This window comes from Streptomyces sp. NPDC058008, from assembly GCF_042886395.1.
GTDB lineage: Bacteria > Actinomycetota > Actinomycetes > Streptomycetales > Streptomycetaceae > Streptomyces.
The window spans coordinates 21,354-40,242 of sequence record NZ_JBHVQX010000017.1; the positions used below are offsets into that span (position 1 = coordinate 21,354).

At 71.8% G+C, this 18,889-nt stretch carries 19 protein-coding genes and 1 tRNA gene; 3 read left to right on the forward strand and 17 right to left on the reverse strand.

Features of this window, described 5'->3' with window-relative positions; genetic code table 11:
• Positions 1-65: 65 nt before the first annotated feature.
• The 4 genes from ACFVS9_RS18655 to ACFVS9_RS18670 form a co-directional block, all read right to left on the reverse strand.
• Positions 66-260 carry a hypothetical protein gene (locus tag ACFVS9_RS18655; RefSeq protein WP_383113656.1) on the reverse strand — a complete coding sequence of 65 codons (195 nt, stop codon included), beginning with the start codon at positions 258-260 and terminating at the stop codon, positions 66-68.
• A gap of 86 nt (positions 261-346) precedes the next feature.
• Positions 347-1,231: an SDR family oxidoreductase gene (locus ACFVS9_RS18660; protein WP_383113655.1), complete on the reverse strand. Its 885-nt coding sequence runs from the start codon at positions 1,229-1,231 to the stop codon at positions 347-349.
• Positions 1,228-2,184, reverse strand: a complete 957-nt coding sequence (locus ACFVS9_RS18665) for an alpha/beta fold hydrolase (RefSeq protein ID WP_389933650.1) — start codon at positions 2,182-2,184, stop codon at positions 1,228-1,230. The genes ACFVS9_RS18660 and ACFVS9_RS18665 overlap by 4 nt, the downstream gene beginning before the upstream one ends.
• The gene (locus ACFVS9_RS18670) at positions 2,181-3,704 is read right to left on the reverse strand and encodes a flavin-containing monooxygenase (protein WP_389933653.1); all 1,524 of its coding nucleotides are present in this window, start codon (positions 3,702-3,704) and stop codon (positions 2,181-2,183) included. The genes ACFVS9_RS18665 and ACFVS9_RS18670 overlap by 4 nt, the downstream gene beginning before the upstream one ends.
• Positions 3,705-3,872: 168 nt before the next feature.
• Here ACFVS9_RS18670 and ACFVS9_RS18675 point away from each other — a divergent pair, with 168 nt between their 5' ends.
• Positions 3,873-4,571: a MerR family transcriptional regulator gene (locus ACFVS9_RS18675; protein ID WP_383113676.1), complete on the forward strand. Its 699-nt coding sequence runs from the start codon at positions 3,873-3,875 to the stop codon at positions 4,569-4,571.
• A 15-nt stretch (positions 4,572-4,586) separates the two neighbouring features.
• Here ACFVS9_RS18675 and ACFVS9_RS18680 read toward each other — a convergent pair whose 3' ends face one another.
• Complete coding sequence (locus ACFVS9_RS18680) at positions 4,587-5,402, reverse strand: exodeoxyribonuclease III (RefSeq protein ID WP_383113652.1); 816 nt, start codon at positions 5,400-5,402, stop codon at positions 4,587-4,589.
• Between the two features lie 49 nt (positions 5,403-5,451).
• Here ACFVS9_RS18680 and ACFVS9_RS18685 point away from each other — a divergent pair, with 49 nt between their 5' ends.
• Entirely contained in the window at positions 5,452-5,931 is a 480-nt protein-coding gene (locus ACFVS9_RS18685; protein ID WP_383113651.1) for a GNAT family N-acetyltransferase, read from the forward strand.
• Between the two features lie 88 nt (positions 5,932-6,019).
• On the opposite strand, the gene ACFVS9_RS18690 is transcribed toward ACFVS9_RS18685, so the two are convergent.
• From ACFVS9_RS18690 to galU, 11 genes are all read right to left on the reverse strand, one after another.
• Complete coding sequence (locus ACFVS9_RS18690; protein ID WP_383113650.1) at positions 6,020-6,808, reverse strand: SAM-dependent methyltransferase; 789 nt, start codon at positions 6,806-6,808, stop codon at positions 6,020-6,022.
• Between the two features lie 253 nt (positions 6,809-7,061).
• A complete protein-coding gene (locus tag ACFVS9_RS18695; protein WP_389933658.1) occupies positions 7,062-8,096 on the reverse strand; it encodes a sporulation-delaying protein SdpB family protein in 1,035 nt (344 codons plus the stop codon).
• On the reverse strand, positions 8,090-8,683 hold the full coding sequence (locus ACFVS9_RS18700) for an SdpA family antimicrobial peptide system protein (protein ID WP_389933661.1): 594 nt from the start codon (positions 8,681-8,683) through the stop codon (positions 8,090-8,092). The genes ACFVS9_RS18695 and ACFVS9_RS18700 overlap by 7 nt, the downstream gene beginning before the upstream one ends.
• Before the next feature lie 107 nt (positions 8,684-8,790).
• Complete coding sequence (locus ACFVS9_RS18705) at positions 8,791-9,438, reverse strand: sporulation delaying protein family toxin (protein WP_389933664.1); 648 nt, start codon at positions 9,436-9,438, stop codon at positions 8,791-8,793.
• A gap of 493 nt (positions 9,439-9,931) precedes the next feature.
• Positions 9,932-10,005: transfer RNA gene (locus ACFVS9_RS18710), tRNA-Ala, on the reverse strand.
• An 87-nt stretch (positions 10,006-10,092) separates the two neighbouring features.
• Positions 10,093-11,238 (reverse strand): gephyrin-like molybdotransferase receptor GlpR, encoded by a 1,146-nt coding sequence (glpR, locus tag ACFVS9_RS18715; RefSeq protein WP_383113638.1) that lies wholly within the window; start codon positions 11,236-11,238, stop codon positions 10,093-10,095.
• A 124-nt stretch (positions 11,239-11,362) separates the two neighbouring features.
• On the reverse strand, positions 11,363-11,992 hold the full coding sequence (locus ACFVS9_RS18720; protein WP_383113637.1) for a GNAT family N-acetyltransferase: 630 nt from the start codon (positions 11,990-11,992) through the stop codon (positions 11,363-11,365).
• A gap of 17 nt (positions 11,993-12,009) precedes the next feature.
• Positions 12,010-12,522 (reverse strand): molybdenum cofactor biosynthesis protein B, encoded by a 513-nt coding sequence (locus ACFVS9_RS18725; protein ID WP_383113636.1) that lies wholly within the window; start codon positions 12,520-12,522, stop codon positions 12,010-12,012.
• A complete protein-coding gene (gene moaC / locus ACFVS9_RS18730) occupies positions 12,519-13,019 on the reverse strand; it encodes a cyclic pyranopterin monophosphate synthase MoaC (protein WP_383113635.1) in 501 nt (166 codons plus the stop codon). Before moaC ends, ACFVS9_RS18725 begins: the two co-directional genes overlap by 4 nt.
• Before the next feature lie 123 nt (positions 13,020-13,142).
• On the reverse strand, positions 13,143-14,453 hold the full coding sequence (gene glp / locus ACFVS9_RS18735; RefSeq protein ID WP_383113634.1) for a gephyrin-like molybdotransferase Glp: 1,311 nt from the start codon (positions 14,451-14,453) through the stop codon (positions 13,143-13,145).
• Positions 14,454-14,458: 5 nt separating this feature from the next.
• Complete coding sequence (galU, locus tag ACFVS9_RS18740) at positions 14,459-15,361, reverse strand: UTP--glucose-1-phosphate uridylyltransferase GalU (protein ID WP_383113633.1); 903 nt, start codon at positions 15,359-15,361, stop codon at positions 14,459-14,461.
• Between the two features lie 106 nt (positions 15,362-15,467).
• Here galU and ACFVS9_RS18745 point away from each other — a divergent pair, with 106 nt between their 5' ends.
• Positions 15,468-16,061, forward strand: coding sequence for a 5-formyltetrahydrofolate cyclo-ligase (locus ACFVS9_RS18745; protein WP_389933879.1), 594 nt, complete (start codon positions 15,468-15,470; stop codon positions 16,059-16,061).
• Here the strand turns inward: ACFVS9_RS18745 and ACFVS9_RS18750 are convergent.
• Positions 16,058-18,802 (reverse strand): penicillin acylase family protein, encoded by a 2,745-nt coding sequence (locus ACFVS9_RS18750; RefSeq protein ID WP_383113632.1) that lies wholly within the window; start codon positions 18,800-18,802, stop codon positions 16,058-16,060. The two genes, ACFVS9_RS18745 and ACFVS9_RS18750, sit on opposite strands and share 4 nt — an antisense overlap.
• Between the last annotated feature and the right edge of the window lie 87 nt (positions 18,803-18,889).

Sequence of the window (18,889 nt, forward strand, 5' to 3'; positions counted from 1 at the left end):
GTAGGGGCGTACCCGGAACCCGGGTACGCCCCTACGGACCGCGGACGCCCGAAGGCGCCGGCCCGTCAGCGCTCGTGCCGCTCGCGCGCCTGGTCGACCGCGTCCCGGGCGCCGGGCCGGCGGTCCTGGTCCTCGCCCTGCTCCGCCGCGGCGTCCGGGCGGTCGGAGGAGCGCTCACGCGCCTCGTCCCGCTCGCCGCCCGCCTTCTGCCGCTCCGCGAGCCGCTGCGCCTTGTCCTTGAACTGGTCCGCGATTCCCATGCCGTTCACTCCTATGCGGGTGCCTGGGGTCGGTCCCGGCGGGACCTCGCTCAGACTTGCACAGAGCGACATCCGTCGCATTTCGATCATCCTCGCTGGACACGCGCCTTCCGGTCGGCCTCGCCGCCGGCCCCCACGAGCCCCTTGCCCACACCGTCGAGCCGGGGCCCGAACCGCTTCATCTCGCGCTGGCCCACGGTCCCTATCACCGTCGGCAGATACCCCCGGATCGACTGCATCCCGCGCAGCCACCACTGGGCGTACACGTGCGCGGAGCGCCGTTCGATCCCCGCCACGATCCGGTCGACCGCGGGGCCCAGGGGGTAGGTGCGGTTCGTGGGCCACGGCAGCCGCTGCCTCAGCTCCCGCATGACGTCGTCCTCGTCGGCACCGCGCACCATGTCCGTGTCGGTCCAGGACAGGTAGCCGACCCCGACCTTCACGCCCCGGTGGCCGACCTCGCCGCGCAGGCAGTGCGCGAACGCCTCCACACCGGACTTGGACGCGCAGTACGCGCTCATCATCGGCGCCGGGGTGATCGCGGCCAGTGACGCTATCTGCAGGAAGTAGCCCCGGCTCTCCATGAGCACCGGCAGGAACGCCCGCGCCGTCACCGCGCCGCCTATCAGGTTCACCTCGATGACCCGCCGCCACGCCTCCGGATCGGAGTCCACGAGCGGACCACCGGTGGCCACACCCGCGTTGGCGACGACGATGTCGATCTTCCCGAAGCGCTGCTTGACCTCCTCGGCGACCCGGGTCATCGCCGCGGCGTCGGTGACGTCCGCGTGCCAGTGGCCGCTCTCCGAGTGCAGCCGCTCCGAGACCTTCTTCAACTCGTCGGGCTCCAGGCCGACCAGGGCCAGCGTGGCGCCCCGCGCCGAGAGCTTGCGGGCCAGCAGCTCGCCCACTCCCCGCGCGGCGCCCGTGACGACGACGACCTGCCCTTCCAGACTCCGCCTGCCGCTCATGCGACCTCCTCCTCGCTCACGGCTCGCGCCGTGCTGCCCGCACCTTCCACAGTGACGTACAAGGCCACCAGCTCGCGGAGCTTCGCCGTGACCGCCTCGGGCGCCTCGACGGGCGTCATGTGTCCCATGCCCGCCAGTTCGGTGAGCCCGAGGCTGTGCGGCAGCGCCGCCTCGATGGCCCTCGCGTGCACGGGCGGCGTCAGCCGGTCCTCCGTGCCCGCGATCACCGCGGTCGGCAGCCTCAGCTCGCGCAGCCGCGCCTCGAGGTCGAGCTCCGCGAGCACGTGCCCCCAGGCGACGCGTGCCCCGCGCGGACACGCATGGACGATCCTGGCACAGGTATCCACCCGTTCCGGGGCAGAACCCCTCCCCATCGTGGCGTACTTGAGGATCATCCTCGACACCGCGTTGACGGGCCCGAGCGGCGCACGCGCGCCGAGGACCGCCGCCGTCATCCGGGTGCGGAGGGCGCCGGCCCGCAGCGGCAGCACCAGCGACTCGGCCGTCAGCCGCGAACTGCCGGTGCTGCACAGGAGCACGGCCGCCCCGTGGTCCCGCACCGCGTCGCGGCCCGCCGCCGCCATCAGCGTCATCCCGCCCATGGAGTGGCCGCCGAGGACCGCCTTGCGCCCCGGCGCGAGCGTGGCCTCCAGGACCGCCTCCAGGTCGTCGGCCAGCGCCCGTGTGCTGTACCCCCCGGGGCCCGCCGCGGGGGAACGGCCGTGGCCCCGCTGGTCGTAGACGACGACCCGGTGGTCCACCGCCAGGTCACGCACCTGGGCGTCCCAGAAGCGGGTGTTGCAGGTCCAGCCGTGGGCCAGGACCACGGCCGGCGCGTCCTCGGGACCGTGCACCTCGACGTGGACGCGCGAACCGTCGGCCGAGACCACGCTCAGCTCGCGTACGGGCACGGGGGCGGGCGGGCCGCCCGCCGCCCTCGTCAGCCGGCTCATCGTGCGGCCTCCCCGGTCACGGCCCGCACCGCGGGGCGGGCGGCGGCCGGGGGCCGTACGACGTCGTACTCCCCCAGGTCGACCGAGCGCACGGCCCGCCGGAACTCGGCCGTCGTACCCGGCCAGACCGTGGTGTTGCGCCCGGTGGGGTCGAGGTACCAGCTGGTGCAGCCGCCGGTGTTCCAGACGGTCCGCCTCATCCGGTCCTGGACCCGCCGGTTCCAGGCGCCGACGGCGGAGGGCCTGGCGTCGAGCGCGGCACGGCCGCCCAGGACGTCGAGCTGGCGCAGGTAGTCGGCCATGTAGTTCAGCTGGGACTCGATCATCAGGATCATGGAGGAGTTCCCGAGCCCCGTGTTGGGGCCGATGATCGTCATCCAGTTGGGGAAGCCGGCCGCGGTCGCCCCCCGCAGGGCCTGCATCCCGTCCTTCCAGGACTCGGCGAGGGTGATGCCCTCGGCGCCGACGACCCGGTCGGCGATCGGCATGTCCGTCACGTGGAAGCCGGTCCCGAGGATGATCACGTCGGCCTCGGTCTCCGTGCCGTCCGCGCCGACCAGGGTCGATCCCCGTACCTCGGACAGGCCGGAGGCGACCACGTCCACGTTCGCCCGCGCGAGCGCCGGGTAGTACGCGTTGGAGAGCAGGATGCGCTTGCAGCCGATGCGGTACGAGGGGGTCAGCTTGGCCCGCAGCGCGGGGTCCTTGATGGCCCGCGCCATGTTGGACTTCGCTATGGACTCCACGAGTCCGAGCTGGTCGGGGTGCTTGGTGAAGGCCCCCACCTGCAACTCCCGGATGCCCCACAGGAGTCCGCGGCGCGCGGTGGCGGTGAAGGGGAGCGTCCGGTGCAGCCACTTCTCGGCGCCGCTGATGGCGCGGTCCATGCGCGGCATCACCCAGGGCGGGGTCCGCTGGAAGAGGGTGAGCCGGGCGGCCTTCGGCTGGATCTCGGGGACGATCTGGATCGCGGAGGCGCCGGTGCCGATCACCGCGACGCGCCGGCCGCTCAGGTCGTGGCCGTGGTCCCACCGCGCGGAGTGGAAGACCTTGCCGGGGAAGTCGGCGAGCCCGGGGATGTCCGGCAGCTTCGGGTCGGAGAGGGGCCCGGTGGCGGACACGACCACGTCGGCGGTGACCGTGGCGCCGTTGGCGGTCTCGATGACCCAGTGCAGCGCGTCGTTGTCCCAGCGCATGACGGTGACCTCGTGGTCGAGCCGTATGTGCGGGCGCAGCCCGAAGGTGTCGGCCACGTGCTCCAGGTAGGCGCGGATGTGCCGCTGCCCGGAGAAGGTGCGCGGCCAGTCCGGGTTGGGCGCGAACGAGAAGGAGTACAGGTGGGACGGTACGTCGCAGGCGCAGCCCGGGTAGCTGTTGTCGCGCCAGGTGCCGCCGACGGCCCCGGCCCGCTCGAGGACCAGGAAGTCGGTGATGCCTTCGCGGCGGAGCCGGACCGCGGCCCCGAGGCCCCCGAATCCGGATCCGATCACCACCACTCGTACGTGCTCGTGCTGGGCCATGCTGCCGCCTCCCCGCGGTACGTGACACGACTCTGCCAGCAATCACTGGCATGGTTGGGAGGGTAGAGCAGCTCCGTACTGATGGGTAGGGGGCGGGGCAAGGAAGTTACCGGCGGTACAACATAGGGTGCGGGGGTGGCTGAAGGACGCGAGCACCGTGAGTACCGCATGGAGGAGCTGGCCGAGGCGGCCGGCATCACCGTGCGCACCCTGCGCTTCTACCGGGAGCGCGGCCTGATCCAGCCGCCCCGCCGCGAGGGCCGCATCGCCTGGTACGACGACCACCACCTGGCGCGGCTGCGCACCGTCACGGGCCTGCTGGAGCGGGGCCACACCCTCAACGGGATCGCCGACCTCGCCGCCACCTTCGACAGCGGCCGGGACGTCGCGGAGGTGCTGGGCCTGGGTGAGCCGAGCGCGGAGACCCCGGTGCGGCTCACGCCCGAGCAGCTCGCCGACTACTTCCAGGACCAGGCCACGGCGGAGAACCTCGCCGCCTCGATGGAACTGGGCTACCTCGGCATCGACGGCGACGAGATAGTCCACATCAGCCGCCGCCTGCTGGACGCCTCGTCCGAACTGGTGCGCGCCGGGGTCCCGCTGGACGCCGTGCTCTCCTCGGGCCGCCAGGTCCGCGAGCACGCGGACGCCCTCGCCGACCTCTTCGTACGCGTCCTGCGCACCCACACCGCGAAGACCGGCCCGGACCAGTTGCGCGCCCTCGCGCACGCGGTGGTGGACGCCGAACTGTCGATGGCCCTGGACCGCCGGCTCCGCGACGACAGGACCACCGACGGGACGCCCGGGACCTCCGGGCCGGACCGGTCCGGCCCGGACCGGGAACAGGGCCGCACGGACCCCGCGTGACCCGGACGCGAGCGCCTAGCGTTCGTAGGTGACCGTCACCGGCGCGTGGTCGCTCCACCGCTCACCGTGCTCGGCGGCGCGCTCCACCCAGGCCTTCACGGCCCGGCCGGCGAGGCCCGGGGTCGCCACCTGGTAGTCGATCCGCCATCCCGCGTCGTTGTCGAACGCCCGGCCCCGGTAGGACCACCACGAGTAGGGGCCCTCCTCCTCCGGGTGCAGGGCGCGGACCACGTCGACGTACGCCGCCTCGTCGAACACCCGGGTCAGCCACTCCCGCTCCTCGGGGAGGAAGCCGGAGCTCTTCCTGTTGGACTTCCAGTTCTTGAGGTCGGCCTCGCGGTGGGCGATGTTCCAGTCGCCGCACACGACCACCTCGCGCCCCCCGGCGGCGGCCCGCGCCTTCAGCCCCTGGAGGTAGGGGAGGAAGGCCGCCATGAAGCGCTCCTTCTCCTCCTGCTTCTCCGTGCCCACCTCACCGGAGGGGAGGTAGAGGCTGGCGACCGTCACCCCGGGGAGGTCCACCTCGATGTAGCGGCCTGCGGTGTCGAACTCCTCGGCGCCCGGGACCTCGAACCCCCCGAAGCCGATCTGCACGCGCTCCGGCTTCTGCCGTGTGAGGACCGCGACGCCCGCGCGCCCCTTGGCCGCGGCCGGGGCGTACACGGCGTGCAGACCCTCGGGGTCGCGCACCTCCTCGGGGAGCTGCTGCGCCTCGGCGCGGACCTCCTGGAGGCAGATCACGTCGGCCTCGGTCCGCCCCAGCCACTCCACGAAGCCCTTCTTCGCGGCGGCACGGATCCCGTTCACGTTCACTGTGGTAACAGTCAGCATCCCGGTACAGTACCGACACCCGCTAGTGCATAGCTGTACCATGACTCGCATGAATATCCAGCCGCGGGCTTTCGACCACCCCGACGCCGTCAAACTCAACGCCCAGGTGCAGCTCGAATACGCCGCGCGCTACGGCGACGAGGGGGACATCACACCGCTCGACGCCACCATGTTCGATCCGCCTCACGGACTGTATCTCCTCGCCTACGACGAGCAGGTCCGCCCCGTGGCCACCGGCGGCTGGCGCAGCCAGGAGCGGAACGCCGAGGGGTACGCCGACGGCGACGCCGAGATCAAGCGGATGTTCGTGATCCCCGAGGGCCGTGGCCGCGGTCTCGCACGCCGGATACTCGCCGCCCTGGAGGCCGACGCGCGGGCGGCCGGGCGGACGCGCATGGTCCTGGAGACCGGCGACCAGCAGCCCGAGGCCATCGCGCTGTACACGTCGAGCGGCTACACGCGCTGCGAGAAGTTCGGTCACTACCGGACGTACGACAGCAGCATCTGCATGGCCAAGCCGCTGGCGTGACCGTCCTGGCCGCGACGACCGCGCGCACCGGCGCGCGCCCCTGGCGAGGGCGCCCCCGCACGACGGCGTACGCCGTCACACCTCCGCCCTACCCGGGGATCCGCGCCACCCCGACGTAGAACCCGCTCCGCTCGTACACCGGCGCGGGTTCCTCCTGGTACCACTCGGGCGCCGTGACCAGCCCCGGGCCGACGAGCTCCAGCCCGTCGAAGAAGGGCTCGACCTCCTCACGCGTACGCATGCGCAGCGCGATGGCGCCCTTCCTGTACGCCGACTCCGTCTCCCGCCGGAGCTCCGGGTGCTGATCGGCGGTCCCGTGCGAGAGGACCAGGTAACTCCCGGCGGGCAGCGCCCCGACCAGGGTGCGCGTGATGCCGTACGGGTCCTCGTCGTCGGGCAGGAAGTGCATCAGGGCGATGAGGGACAGCGCCACGGGCCTGCCGAAGTCCAGCAGCCGCGACGCCCGTCCGAGGATCTCCTCCGGCTGCCGCACGTCGGCGTGGATGTAGTCCGTCGCCCCCTCGGGGCTGCTCACCAGCAGGGCCTCCGCGTGCCGCAGCACGATGGGGTCGTTGTCCGCGTAGACGATCCGGGCCTGCGGGGTGACGGCCTGGACGACCTGGTGGAGGTTGGGTGCCGTGGGGATGCCGGTGCCGATGTCCAGGAACTGGTCGACGCCCTGCCGCGCCAGCCAGCCGGAGGCCCGGTGCATGAACGCCCTGTTCCGCGCCGCGTTGGCCCGCGCCTCGGCGGGCAGCTTCTCCGCGACCTCCTGGTCGACCGGATAGTTGTCCTTGCCGCCGAGCAGCCAGTCGTAGACGCGCGCCGGGTGCGGCTTGCTGGTGTCGATACGGGAGCTGGGTATACCGGCTGTCACAGGGCGCCCTCCATGCAGTACCACGAACACACGACCCGCACCTGACCTGCGCGACCCTCAACAGCGGTCACCGGAAGGGCGGGTGAGCGAGGACGGCCCAGGGTACCGGGTGGCCGCCCGGGCGGGGACGCGCCGGCGGTTCGGGCCACCCCCCGGAACCCGTCGCGGAGTACGCCCACCGGCCGGCACCACCACACCCGCGGCGGGGCCGGCCGGGGCCACCGGGCGGGACCTCGGTGTACGGGGTCGGGCCCTACCGGCCGGAACCATCGGGCGCCGACGGCCCCGGACTCCCCGGGGAACCGGCCGGGACGGGCGGGCCGAAGGGCTCCCGCCCGTCCTCCGCCTCCGGCTTCGCACCGTCGCCCGCCCCCTCCGGACGGTCCGTGGCGCCGGTGTTCCGCCGGAACACCCCGCGGACCGCCTCGGGCGGAGTGACGTCCAGATGTGAGCCGAGGGGGAAGCAGAGCACCACCAGTCCGCCGATCATGGCCAGCGCGAAACTCCACAGCCCCATCATCACGGCGATGGAGAGGTGGAAGAGGACGCCCGCGGCGAAGAGGCGCCAGCGCCACCGCTGCGCGAGCAACAGGCTCGCGGCGAGACCCATTTCGATGACCAGGGGGACCCAGGTGAGCAGCGCGACCCCCAGGGGCGACGCGAGGACCGGGTCGACCAGGGGCCGGAGCGGACCGGGTGCGCCGAAGGCGATGCTGTGCCCCCAATACCACATCGCGGTGCCGTCGGCCCATTCCGCGTGGGGCAGCTTGGCGACGCAGGACTGGAAGTAGAGGAACGACATCTGGATCCGCACGAGCACCAGGCCCGTCGCCCCCGCCAGCACGGCCCTGGGGCGGTGCCGCGCGGCTTCCTCCGGGAGCACCCGCCAGTGCCAGCGGCGGGGATCGCCGAGTGCGGTCAGGGCCAGCAGCGTGGACAGCACCACGGTGACCTGGTCGCCGCCGTCGGCGATGGCGATCCCCGAGAAGACGCTGAAGGACACCCAGGCGTGCGGAAGCGCGGTCCACCGGGGCCGCCATCCGGAGGCCACGACGACGAGGACGAGGACGCACAGCCATCGCGTCGCGGTCAGGCCGTCCTCGGGCGCCACACAGAACACACCGGCCCGCATCGGCCCCGCGCAGACGGGGTGGTCGCCCTGGGTCGCCACGGGACGGAACAGGGTCCCCGTACTACTGAAGGCCAGGGTGCCCATCGTGCCCAGCGCGAGGAGCGTACGGGCCAGCCCGTACACGTTGGTCCAGGGGACGGGTACCGCCCTCAGCACGAGACCTCCAGCAGTACGACGCTCTCCGGGGTACGGCTGGCGGGCAGGAGATCGCGCCAGGCCCACGGCGTGGGCTTCTGCTCGACCACCGCCGTCCGCCCGCACAGGGTGGGGTCCGGTGTCCTGTTGGTGACGGCGGTGGCCCCCCGGGCCTTCTTCAGGCACTCCTGGACCGGGCTCAGTTCGCACGCGGTACGGGTGGCCTTGCCCGCCTCGTGGAGGAGCAGCGCGGTCTCGACGCCCTGGGAGCGCGAGACCCGGTCGAACCCGTGCTCGGAGTGGCGGCCGAGCGACGCGCTGGCCCAGGAGGAGCCGTCCCAGAGGAAGGGCTCGAACTCCGGACTGCGCGCCGACTTCGTGAAGAAGGCCCAGCCCTGCGGTGCGACGGTGACCGCGACGGGCTTGACGGACTTCTGGCCGGGCAGGGACAGCACGTTCTTCGGCAGCTGCGTCTGGGCCACGTACAGGGCGACGACGGCGCACAGGACGGCGGTCCCGGTGATCCACGCCCGGGGTACCCGCACCGTGTGCCGGGCTGCCACGGTGACGCGGCCGCCCGCCCCGTGCGGGGAATCCTTCCACCACATACTGTTCGACCCTCCATGGGTTCCGGACGCACGCGCCGGCTCCGGACCCGGCCGACGGTGCGCCGGTACCCGGAGCCAGCACGTGCTGGTGGACGTGGTGCGCCTGGTCAGACGGTGCGCAGGGTCCTGGTCAGCCCCGCCACGAGTTCGTCCCTGGACAGGTTCTCCATCGGCGCCTCGCTGTCGACCACCACGTTGATGACGGCGGCCGCGTTGATGAAGAAGCCTCCGGTCGCCACGGCGACGGCCACCGCGGCCACCGCCACGGTCACGACCAGGACCACGCAGGCGCCCGTGTCACTGGGGACGGACCCGTTGGACTCGGAGACGTCGACCAGGACCCGGGAGACGCCGGTGACCGCCTGGTCCACGAGTCTGGGGTCGCCGCTGCGCGACTTCGCCGAGAAGTCGGCGAAGATGCCGGGGGACTTCGACTCGATCTTCTTGATCAGCCCGGCCACCGCGCGGACGGCCTCGGGGTTGTCGTTCACACCCGGCTCGATGCCGCTGAGCTTCCCGTCGGCCGCGAGCCTCGCGGCGACCGGCCCCTGCCCGAAGAAGAGTCCGGCGAAGAGCTGGTGGCCGTCCTCGGCGGCCGAGAGCTTCGTCTTCTCCACCGCAGCCGAACGGGCGCTCACGGCCTGGGTGTTCTCGTTCACCGAAGCCGCGTTCGCGCTGCCCACGGTGGTGAACGCCGCTGCGCCGGTGACCGCCGCAGCGGCGACGATGCCCACTATTCGCCCATAGTGCTTCACAGATCGTTCCTTTCGAAGGAAGTTGTGTTGACCTTGTGCGAGACGGCGCAATCCTGGCGGCTGACGCTGCGTCACGACAAGGCGCTTCTGAGTCGTAAGTGACGTGTCTCAGCCAAATTTCGCCGACCCGCCACAGGCGCGCCATGAACACGGAACGAGGCTGCTGCCAGGGGCTTTGCTGCCACCGACGGGTGATTCGCCGCAAATGCGGTGGTCGTTATACGGCCTGCGGCAGGAATTGAACCGAGGCGCCCCACCACCCGCCCCCACGCCAGGAAGCCCGACGGCGCACAGCAGCGCCCCCGACGCGACCGAGCGAGGGAGAGCGGAGGAGCGACACGGCAGAACGGACGGACGCGACCGCCACCCCGGCCGGGAACACCGCCCCGGCGGCAGGCCCGCGGAAGCACCTCCGCCCACCCAGGGGCTCCAGCCGCCGCCAAACGCCAAAGAGCCCCTGCCGGGTTTCCCCGGCAGGGGCTCTGAGCTGCGGTGGACCTGTGGGGATTTGAACCCCAGACCCCCTCGATGCGAACGAGGTGCGCTACCAGACTGCGCCACAGGCCCTTGCAACGAGTGAAACTCTAGCACCCCCACCGGGGTGCTCGGAAATCCGTATCCCGGCAGGTCACCGAGTCGGGTCCGCCGCCGGTCTCACTCGTTGGCCGCACGCGGCCGGTCCTCGTCGTCGTACTGGTCGAAGAGGGGCGTCCGGCCTCGCTCACGGGGGCGCCTGGGCGTGCCGCCGCGGCGGCGCGGAGCCTGGTCGGCCTCCGGCGCCACGGGCTCGTGGCTGCCCGTCCGGGTGGGCTCGGCGGGGCTGGACCGGGCCGCGCTCCAGGTCTCCGGGTCGCCGACCTCCACCCCGCCCGTGGCGCGCGGGGCGACGGGGGCGGTGACGTACGTCGGCAGCGGGACCGGGACGGGCTCCCAGCTGTCGCCCTGGGCCGGCCCGCGTTCGCGCTGCTGGTCCACCCACTCCGCGTGGTCCGTCTGCTCCACGAGGGCCCGGCGGCCGGCCTCCTGCGGGGAGACCGTGGGGGCGGGCGCGGGCGCTTCGGACTCCTCGTCGGGCTCCGCGGGAGCCGAGGACGCGGGCTGGTGCCGGCGCGGACGGCTCTCGCGCAGCCGCTGCGCGGCCACTTCGGCGCGGCGCCGGTCCATGGTGAAGACGAACCGGCGGCGCTCCTGACCGCGCAGATGCACGATGTACGTGCTCAGCAGCACGGCCGGAACGGCCGGTGCCCACAGGAAACGGAGTCCGCCGACCGCCGCGACGACCGCGCCGAGCGTGAACGCCAGGAAGAGCACCGTGGTGGTGCGCCGCCGGCGCGCCAGGACCTGGGAGCGCCGTCTGCGTTCCCGTTCGGACTCCGCGCCGGAAGGGCGCGGACGCCGGGCGGGCGCCGGACCGGAGGCCCGGTCCTGCGCGCGTTCCGGGTCGGGCCGGGCGGACGCCGGGTCGCGCAACCGTACTTCCGTATGGGCCGGGGGCGCGGAAAAGGCCCGGACGTCGACGGACTCCATTCGGTCCGTGACGGCATCCGGGTCCACGTCGCCAGGCGCCTCCTCGGCATCCCGCTCCCGCAGCTCCTTGGCGTAACGGCGCTCCATGGCCGCCCGTCCGGACAGCAGCCGGATGGCGGTGCTGAAGCGTTCCGTCGGACGGGCTTCATTGAGCTCGTCCTGCCTGCGGAGCCACATCGGCACCAAGTAGGCGGCCCAGGCCCCGACGATGACTGCGTAGATGAGGCCGCTGCTGCTCACGCTCACACCGTAGAGGGGTTTGCACGGCAGCATCCGCCAATTGGCCCGGTGTGTCGCACGATCAGGCTGATACGACGGACTTTTTTTGTGATTGTTCGGGTCAGCGGGGGGCGAAAGTGAGGTGGATTACGCTCAGGGAGCGATCAAATTCGAACACTTATTTCATTTCCCCGGGTGTACGCGGTGTTCCCGGTGTACCCGGCCGCACCCTGCGCCAACGCCGCAGCAGCCCGTCGGGCACCTCCTCCGCGGTGAGGGCGAAGATCAGGTGGTCCCGCCACGCGCCGTCGATGTGGAGATAACGTGGACGCACTCCTTCCGCGCGGAATCCGAGTTTCTCCACGACCCTTCGGCTGGGCGTGTTCTCGGGCCGAATGCACACTTCGATGCGGTGCAGTCCGACCGTGCCGAAACAGTGGTCGACGGCGAGCGCCACCGCGGTCGGCATGACGCCGCGGCCCGCCACGCTCTGGTCGACCCAGTAGCCGACGTGCCCCGAGCACATCGAGCCCCAGGTGATGCCCGCCACCGTCAACTGCCCCACGAGGCGGCCCTCGTACTCGATGGCGAAGGGCAGCATCCGGCCGGAGTTCGCCTCGGCGCGCAGATGGCGGATCATCTGACGGTAGGTCGGGCGCTGGGCCACCGGGCCGCCGGGGGCGGGCGGCGGGACGGTCGCCTCCCAGGGGCGCAGCCAGTCCCGGTTCCGCCGGTTGACCTCGCGCCACATGCTCTGGTCGCGCAGCTTTATCGGGCGGAGGGTGACGGTGCCGTCCGTCAGGATCACCGGCCAGGTGCGGACGTTCAGCTCGGACTCCCCGGTCGGGGGTGATCGCCGCCGCGCAGCTGGTCGACGGCGTGCACCAGAAGCCTGTTCAGGACCGCCAGGCCGTCGCGTACGCCGCCGGTCGAGCCCGGCAGGTTCACGATGAGCGTGCGGTCCGCGACGCCCGCGAGGCCGCGGGAGAGCGCGGCGGTGGGGACCTTGTCCCGGCCCTCGGCGCGGATGGCCTCGGCGATGCCGGGGATCTCCAGGTCCAGGACGGCGCGGGTGGCCTCGGGGGTGCGGTCGGTGGGCGAGACGCCCGTGCCGCCGGTGGTGACGATCACGTCGTAGCCCGCGGCGGCGCCGGCCCGCAGGGCCGCCTCCACGGGATCCCCGTCGGGCACGACCCGGGGGCCTTCGACGGCGAACCCGAGAGCGGCGAGCCCCTCGGCGACGAGGGGGCCGCCCCTGTCGGCGTACACACCGGCGGAGGCCCGGTTCGAGGCGGTCACGACGAGGGCGCGGTACCCGTCGGTGGCGGGAGCGGTCATGCGTCGGCCCCCGCCGGCGCGGGGCGCCGGTAGTCGCCGGACGTGCCGCCCGATTTCGCCTCGACGCGGACATCCGTGATCACCGCGCTCTTGTCGACCGCCTTGACCATGTCGATCACCGTGAGCGCGGCCACCGACACGGCGGTCAGGGCCTCCATCTCGACGCCCGTGCGGTCCGTCGTCCTCACGGTGGCCGTGATCTCGACCGCGTCGTCGGCGACGCTCAGATCGACCTTCACGCCGGAGACGGCCAGGGGGTGGCAGAGCGGGATCAGGTCCGGGGTGCGCTTGGCCCCCATGATCCCGGCGATGCGCGCGGTGGCGAGCGCGTCCCCCTTGGGGACGCCCTCACCCCTGAGGAGCTCGACGACACGCGGTGACACGAGGACCCGGCCGCTCGCCCGGGCGACACGTGCCGTGACGTCCTTCTCCGACACGTCGACCATGCGGGCCGCGCCCGCCTCGTCGATGTGCGTCAGCCTGTTCTGCGTACTCAACTCACTCCGCCTAGCGGTAGGGCGCCGGTTGCCCTCCCGTCCCGCGCCGGGCGCGGCGGGAGGCCCGGGGGAGCTCCCCCGGTAAGGCACAGCGCCAGATACCGTACCGCCACCGCGCCCGAGTCAGCGGAGGAGGATGACCTCGGCCTCCGTGCCGGGCTCGGCGGAGGTGACGTCCTCGGGCAGCACGATCAGGGCGTCCGCCTGCGCGAGAGCGGCGATCAGATGCGATCCGGGTCCCCCGACCGGAGTCACGGTGCCCGCCTGCGCGTCGTAGGTCCCGCGCAGGAACTGGCGCTTGCCGGACGGGGAGGCGAGCGGCTCGTCGGTGCTGAGCGTGGCCCGCACGGTCGGGCGGTGGACGTCCTCGATGCCCATGAGGGTCAGGATCGCCGGCCGCACGAACAGCTCGAAGGAGACGTACGAGGAGACCGGGTTGCCGGGCAGCGCCAGCAGCGGCGTGTGGTCGGGGCCGATCGTCCCGAAACCCTGCGGCTTGCCCGGCTGCATGGCGAGCCTGCGGAAGTCGACGCCGCCCCCGGACCCGCCCCCGTCACCCGCGGAGGACAGGGCCTCCTTGACCACGTCGTACGCGCCGACGCTCACACCGCCCGTGGTGACCACGATGTCGGCGCGGATCAGCTGGTCCTCGATCGTGGCCCGCAGCGTCCCGGCGTCGTCGGCGACCGCCGGCACGCGGTAGGCGATGGCCCCCGCGTCCCGGGCCGCCGCCGTCAGGGCGAAGCTGTTGGAGTCGTAGATCCGGCCGCCGCCGAGCTCCTCGCCCGGCTGTGCCAGCTCGCTGCCGGTGGACAGCACGACGACACGCGGCCGGGGCCGTACGCGCACGGTGGAGCGGCCGATCGCGGCGAGCAGGCCGATCTGGGGCGGCCCGACGACGGATCCCGCGCGCAGCGCGAGGTCGCCGGGCCGCACGTCGCTGCCCTTGGCCCGGACGTGGGCGCGGGGCTTGACGGAGCGGTGGACACGGACCTCGCCGCTCGCCCCCTCCGGGGCGTCGCTGTGGGCCCGCATGGTCTCGGCCGGGCCGCCGCCCGTGCCGCCGTCGGTCCACTCGACCGGGACGACGGCCTCGGCGCCGGCGGGCAGCGGGGCACCGGTCATGATGCGGGCGGCCTCGCCGGGCCCGACGGACCGGCCGCCGGCCAGACCTCCGTCGCCCGCCGCGACGTCACCGATGACGGTGAGGACGGCGGGGAACTCCTCGCTGGCGCCCTCGACATCGGAGATCCGGACGGCGTACCCGTCCATCGAGCTGTTGTCGAAGGGCGGCAGCGCGATGTGCACCACGACGTCCTCGACCAGGACGCATCCCTGCGCGTCGGGGAGTTGCAGCTCGATGGGCTCGAGCGGCTTCACCGCGGCGAGGATGTCGTCCAGGTGCTCGTCCACCGACCAGATCGTGCTGCTCAAACTGTCTACAACTCCTCGGTGACGTAACCGCGCAGCCAGGTCCTGAAGTCCGGACCCAGGTCCTCACGCTCGCACGCCAGTCGGACGATGGCACGCAGGTAGTCACCGCGGTCACCGGTGTCGTAGCGGCGGCCCTTGAAGACGACGCCGTGCACCGGGCCGCCGATCTTCTCGTCCTCGGCCAGCAGCTGGAGGGCGTCGGTGAGCTGGATCTCCCCGCCCCGGCCGGGCTCGGTCTGCCGCAGTATGCCGAAGACCGCGGGGTCCAGGACGTAGCGGCCGATGACGGCGAGGTTGCTGGGCGCCTCCGCACGGTCGGGCTTCTCGACGAGCCCGGTGACGCGGACGACGTCGCTGTCGGTGGTCGCCTCGGTGGCCGCGCAGCCGTACAGGTGGATCTGCGCGGGGTCGACCTCCATCAGGGCCACGACGCTGCCGCCCTCGCGCTCCTGGATCTCGACCATCCTGGCGAGCAGGGGGTCGCGCGGGTCGATGAGGTCGTCGCCGAGGAGGACGGCGAACGGCTGGTCGCCGACGTGCGGCGCGGCGCAGAGGACGGCGTGGCCGAGGCCGCGCGGGTCGCCCTGGCGTACGTAGTGCATGGTGGCCAGGTCGCTGGACTCCTGGACCTTGGAGAGGCGCTCGGCGTCTCCCTTGCGGGTCAGCGCGGACTCCAGCTCGTAGTTCCGGTCGAAGTGGTCCTCCAGGGGACGCTTGTTCCGGCCGGTGATCATCAGTACGTCGGAGAGGCCGGCCGCGACTGCTTCCTCGACGACGTACTGGATGGCGGGCTTGTCGACGACAGGCAGCATCTCTTTGGGAGTGGCCTTGGTGGCCGGCAGGAACCGGGTGCCGAGGCCTGCAGCTGGGATGACAGCTTTGCTGATCCTGGGGGGCGACTGAGTCATGCGCAGAACTCTAACGGGTGCGTATGGGGGGAAGGTGAGCGTCCGGTTAACTTCGTTCTCATACATCCACATATACGAACTTTGGGAGCATCCCGTGACCCCTGGCATGTCCGAAAAGGCGGCGTTGCGGCGCGAACTGCTCGCCGCGCGACGGCTCCTCACCCCTGAGGACGTGGGAAACGCCGCCGCGGTTCTCCGGGGGGCCGCGGAAGATCTCCCCGAGCTGACCGGCGCGCGGACCGTGGCGGCCTACGTGTCCGTGGGGCGGGAGCCGGGAACCCGCGCGCTCCTGGACGCCCTTTGGGCACGGGGCGTCCGCGTGCTGCTGCCGGTGCTCATGGAGGACGACGACCTGGACTGGGCCGTGTTCGAGGGCGCGGAGCACCTCGTGCCCGCCGGCCGGGGCCTGCTGGAGCCGGACGGTGCCCGCCTCGGGCCGCGGGCCGTCCTGGAGGCGGACGCGGTGCTGCTGCCGGGGCTGGCCGTGGACGTGCGGGGCATGCGGCTGGGGCGGGGCGGGGGCAGCTACGACCGGGTGCTGGCCCGGCTCGCGTCGGCCGGGGCGCATCCCGCCCTGGTCGTCCTCCTGTACGACGACGAGGTGGTCGCGCGGGTTCCGGTGGAACCGCACGACCACCCCGTGGATGCCGTGGTCACGCCCGCCGGAGCGAGGCGCTTCCCGCCCAGGGCGCGAGCCTAGGGTTTTCTGAGCTTCAGGCTGTCGACCGTGGACTTCTCGACCGCGTCCTGACCGAAGGACCAGTCGAGGAGTTCGCCCTCGACCCACTTGTCGGTCTGATCGGTGTAGTGCGAGCTGAACGCGTGCCCGGAGGCGCCGGTGAGGTTGATCCAGCGCGACTTGTCCCAGTCGCCCACGTTGACGACCATCCTCATCGACGGGACCCAGACGACCTCGTAGCCGCCCGCCGCGTTCCAGCCGGTGGCGTTGACCGCCGCCTCGCCGCCGCCGAGGTCCCAGGGGCCGCGGTTGAGGGCCCGCCGGAGAAGGCTGGGGCCTTCGGTGCCGAGCGTCTGGTTGCGCAGGTTCAGCTGGTGCAGCCGGCCCCAGCTCCAGGTGGACATGTCCTTGCCGAGCTCGGCGGTCAGCTCCCAGCGCGCGTCCTCCATGGCGCGGGCGAACAGCTCGTCACGGCTGCCGATCGCCTTCTCGCGGCCCTGGGCCGGGACCTTCCACCACGCGTTGTCCTGGTCGTCCAGGATGTTCCCGACCACCTCGTACCAGCGGTCGCCGCCGTCCGGCTGCGCGACGTCCGGAGCGCGCTGTCCGCATTCCCGGACGAACGTGTCCTGCTCGTCCACCGGCCCTGAGCCGGCGACCGGCCGCACGTTGATGCAGTCACCCTCGGCCCGCATCTCCTTGGGGAGCTTGTTGCCGAAGGCCAGCTTGAGGATGTTGCGCCAGACACCGTTGAAGTAGGCGGCGGCCGCCGAGTCGGAGTCCTGGGTGTAGTCCCAGTTCTCCAGGAGCTTCTGTGCCTCGCGGACGTTCTTGTCGTCGATGCCGATCTTCTTCAGCTCGGGCACCAGCTTCGCGGCGATCGCGCTCTGGTTGTCCATCTGCATCGTCTGCATGTCGTCGGTCGAGATCTTCTCGCCGCCGTCGATCTTCTTCTGGATCAGGTCGTTGATCCGCTGGCTGCGGACGCCGTAGCCCCAGTCCTTGGTGAGCATGTGCTCGTAGTCGTCACCGATGACCGCCTGGTTGGCGGTGACGATGTAGCCGCGGTCCGGGTCGTACTCGTACGGCAGCTCGTCGAAGGGGATGTACTCCTTCTCCCAGCCGTACTTGGAGGTCCAGCCGGGGCTCGGCGTGGTGCCGTCGCCCTGCTTGCGGACCGGGATGCTGCCCGGCGCCTGGTAGCCGATGTGGCCCTTGGTGTCCGCGTAGATGATGTTCTGCGAGGGCACCTCGAAGTTGGCGGCGGCCTTGCGGAAGGTCGTGAAGTCCTTGGCCCGGTTGAGCTGGAAGACCGCGTCCATGGACCTGCCCGGCTTGAGCGCCGTCCACTTCAGGGCGACGCCGTACCCGTCGCCGCGGTCGGGCGCGTTGGTGGTGACGGGGGCCTTCTTGCCGACCTTCGTCAGCTCGTCGCTGCGGTCGGACACCAGCGGACCGTTGTTGGTCTCGCGCACGGTGATCTTCCGGCTCTTCCCGCCCGCGACCTTGATGGTCTCGTCCCGGGTGACGAAGGGCTCGGTCCTGCCGTCGTACTGGTAGCCGTCGGCGGAGACCTTCTCCAGGAAGAGGTCGGTGACGTCGGCCCCGAGGTTGGTGAAGCCCCAGGCGATGTCCTGGTTGTGGCCGATGATCACGCCGGGCATCCCGGAGAACGTGTAGCCCGCCGTGTCGTACCGGCACGTGTCGGAGAGCTGACGGCAGTGCAGCCCCATCTGGTACCAGAGCGAGGGGAGCTGGGGCGCCAGGTGCGGGTCGTTGGCCAGCAGGGCCTTGCCGGTCGTCGTGTACTTGCCGGAGACGACCCAGGAGTTCGACCCGATGCCGTTGCCGTTGGGTCCGAGCAGCGCCGGGATCTCGTCCAGGGTGTCGGAGAGCGCGGAGAGCTGGCTGTTCAGGCCCTCGGTCGCGCCCTCGGCGGTCTGGCCGCCGATGTCGCCGGACGGTTCGGCCTCCGGGTCGTACTTGCCGGTGACCGGGGACACCGCGCCCCGCTCGACGATCGGCTTGTTCCGCTCGTACGGGTAGTCCGGGTAGAGGTCCCCGATCTGCTCCTTGCTGAGCCGGCTGGTCATCAGCGAGCGGTCGATCTCGTCCTGCATGTTGCCGCGCAGGTCCCAGGCCATCGCCTTCAGCCAGGCGACCGAGTCGACCGGGGTCCACTCGGTGGGCTTGTAGTCGTTGGTCAGGCCGAGTGCCGCGTACTCGACGGAGATGTCCTTGCCGTCCTTGCCTTCCAGGTACGCGTTCACCCCCTCCGCGTACGCCTGGAGGTTCTTCTTGGTGTCCTCGTCCAGGACCGTGTCGTACTCCTCCTGGGCGACCTTGCGCCAGCCCAGCGTGCGCAGGAAGGAGTCGGTCTCGACCTGGCCGGAGCCGAACATCTCGGAGAGGCGTCCCGCCGTCATGTGACGGCGTACGTCCATCTCCCAGAAGCGGTCCTGGGCCTGCACGAAGCCCTGGGCGCGGAAGAGGTCGCTGTCGTTGTCGGCGTAGATCTGAGGGATCCCGTAGGCGTCGCGGCGGACGTCGACGTCACCGGAGAGGCCCTTGAGATCTATCGACCCGGTGGTCTGCGGGTACGAGGCCCGGACCGTGGAAACGGACCAGTACGCGCCGTACCCGACACCCGCGACAAGCGCCAGCACCAGGACGATCACGAACAGGCGGGCGCGTCGCCCCTTCTTCCTGCCGGTCTTCTTCGCATCGGAAGACCCGGAAGGGGCGGTTGTGTTGGCGGGCATCGCTGTCCTTCGAGGGGCAGGGTGGTCCTGGGAGTGCAGGAGCAACCATAGGCGCCCCGCCGAAGCCACTCGGACGCGGTATGGGGA